The sequence below is a fragment of the Streptomyces sp. MBT65 genome (assembly GCF_016612545.1).
Classification (GTDB): Bacteria; Actinomycetota; Actinomycetes; order Streptomycetales; family Streptomycetaceae; genus Streptomyces.
In genome coordinates this window covers 1-2,389 of record NZ_JAENRY010000553.1, presented here as the reverse complement: position 1 = coordinate 2,389, position 2,389 = coordinate 1, and the positions used below count along the sequence as shown (strand labels likewise).

Sequence of the window (2,389 nt, the reverse complement as noted above, 5' to 3'; positions counted from 1 at the left end):
CTCCCGCACCCCCTTCCCGCTCCGTGATAACTCCGCGCCCTGCCGTTCGCCCAAGAGCCCCGTCAAAGAGAGAGCGAAATCACCTCTCCTGCGGGCTCTCACGAACTTCTCACGGGATCTCAACGACCGGGCCCACGGGGAGGGTTCCCGCCCCGAGCGCCCATCGGCGGAACTCCGGCCGCGCATGCATGAGGAACTTCGGTCACGCGAGAATCCGGACCGGGTCGCCGACGCGGATCGTGCCGGTGGACCGGGGCACCAGGTTCTGTCCGAAGACGAGCTTGCCGCCGATGCGCCGATGCCGGGCCAGGGTGCGCAGCGGCTCCTTGCCGCGCTCCACGGTGCCCTGGTCGGTGGTGGTCACGACGCAGCGCCCGCACATCTTCGCGACCCGGAAGGAGACCTCGCCGATCACGACGCCCGACCAGTCGTCCTCGGCCCAGGCGGCGGTGCCCGCGACGACCACATTGGGTCGGAACCGGTTCATGGGCAGCGGGCCCTCGGCGGGGTGATCCCCTTGTGCGACAAGGGAGTTGAGGGCGTCGAGGGAGGCTTCCGAGGTCAGCAGCAGCGGATAGCCGTCGGCGAAACCGACCGTCTCACCGGGAAGCGCGTAGTCCGGGTCGACGGGCCTGCGCGTGGCGGGATCGTCCATGTGGACGAGACGAACACCGAAGCCCAGATAGTCGCTGCACCAGAGGTGCGCGGTGTCCGGCCCCAGTACCGCGTCGACCTTTGTACCGAAGATCTCCATCGCCACGGTGGTGACCGGCTCCGGAACGGGCACGGTCAGCGGGTCGCGGCCGGGTGCGGACAGACGAATACCGCCGCCGGGCAGAAGCTCGGCGGCGGCCAGTGCGAGCCGCGGGTGCTCGCGTTGCGTGACGACCTTTCCCCCGTCGTCGATCAGCCCCCAGCGTCGGTCACCGGCCAGCCCCCAAGGCTCCACGAGAGCCTCCCGGGGCGAGAAACCCCGGAGTGCCTTGACCGGATGAACGTGGATCGACCGCAGCTCCGCATTCCCCATCGCTCCATCGTGCCAGTCGGCACCGACAACGCAGGGTGAGGATCAGTAACCGCGGTACTGCTGGTTGTTGTTGTACGGGTCCTGCTGGTACGGCGCCGGAGCCGGGCGGGGAGCCGCCGGACGCATCGCCTCGTAGCCGGCCGGAGCCGCCATCGGGCGCGGCTGCTGTTGCTGCTGGCCGTAACCGCGCTGCGGGGCCTGCTGCGGGATGTAGGCGGCGGGCGCCTGCTGCAGCGGAGACGGCTGCTGCGCCTGCGGGTAGCCGCCGTAGGAAGCCTGCGAGGGACCCGCCGGGAGAGCGGGCAGTGCCGACGGGAGCGCCGGCAGGTTGCTCCCCGGCATGTCGTAGGCGGCGGGGACCCGGATCGGGGCGATCTGCGGGGTACCCCGCTCGGCCACGAGGGAGTCGTAGATCGGAGTGTCCGGGAAGGAGGCGGAGTAGTAGCCGCCGCCATAAGTGGAGCGGGGGGAGGTCATGGCACATAAGTTAAGCCCACGATGTGGTGGTTGGGGAGACCGATTAGAGGGTTGTTTTCCGTGTCGGGGGTGGCACGGGATCCCCAATGCGAGCGAACTTGGCAAAAAAGGGCATCGATCGGTGTTCGGATCGTGTAAAAGCCGAGTTCCTGGCGGGTTACCAGCGGTTGGCCGTCGATGTTGTCGCGCCTCTCATGGGCGTTCGCCGCCTCGGGGAATAGGTTGTGCGGGTAGACACCCGATGGGCTGCCGGGCGGGGCCTGGCACGGCGACACGTGATGGGGGCAGACATGTCGATGCCGAAAGGGTCGAATGTTCCGGTGCCGACGACGGCACTGCGCGTCGAATTGGGCTGGCGTTCCGGACCCGGTGTTCCGGACGCGGACGCCTCGGCGCTGCTGCTGGTCGACGGGAAGGTCCGTTCCGACGGCGATTTCGTGTTCTACAACCAGCCGGCGCACTCCTCCGGCGCGGTCCGGCACGAGGGCAAGGGCAATGCCGGCGGACGGGTGACCGACAGCCTGCTCGTCGACCTCGCGCGCGTGGAGCCCGCCGTCGACCGCATCGTCCTCGCCGCGTCGTCGGACGGCGGAACGTTCGGCCAGGTCCCCGACCTGTACATCGAGGTCCGGGACGCCGCGCAGAACACCGCGGTCGCCCGCTTCGACAGCGCGGGCGCGACGGTCGAGACCGCCTTCGTGCTCGGCGAGTTCTACCGCCGCCAGGGCGCCTGGAAGTTCCGGGCCGTCGGCCAGGGGTACGACAGCGGGCTCGAAGGCCTGGCGACCGACTTCGGCATCACCGTGGACGAGCCCCAGCAGGCGGCACCGGCCGCGACCATGCCGCCGCCCACCGGGCCCGCGACCATGCCCCCGCCCTCCGGAC

3 protein-coding genes are annotated in these 2,389 nt (G+C 69.9%); 1 reads left to right on the top strand and 2 read right to left on the bottom strand.

The window, feature by feature from the left end; genetic code table 11:
• Window positions 1-202 precede the first annotated feature (202 nt).
• Window positions 203-1,027 carry an MOSC domain-containing protein gene (locus JHN63_RS50150; protein ID WP_200691802.1) on the bottom strand — a complete coding sequence of 275 codons (825 nt, stop codon included), beginning with the start codon at window positions 1,025-1,027 and terminating at the stop codon, window positions 203-205.
• A gap of 42 nt (window positions 1,028-1,069) precedes the next feature.
• On the bottom strand, window positions 1,070-1,504 hold the full coding sequence (locus tag JHN63_RS50145; protein ID WP_200691801.1) for a DUF6643 family protein: 435 nt from the start codon (window positions 1,502-1,504) through the stop codon (window positions 1,070-1,072).
• A gap of 296 nt (window positions 1,505-1,800) precedes the next feature.
• Between JHN63_RS50145 and JHN63_RS50140 the strand changes: the two genes are divergently transcribed.
• On the top strand, window positions 1,801-2,389 hold a 589-nt coding region (locus tag JHN63_RS50140; RefSeq protein ID WP_200691803.1), incomplete at its 3' end, for a TerD family protein.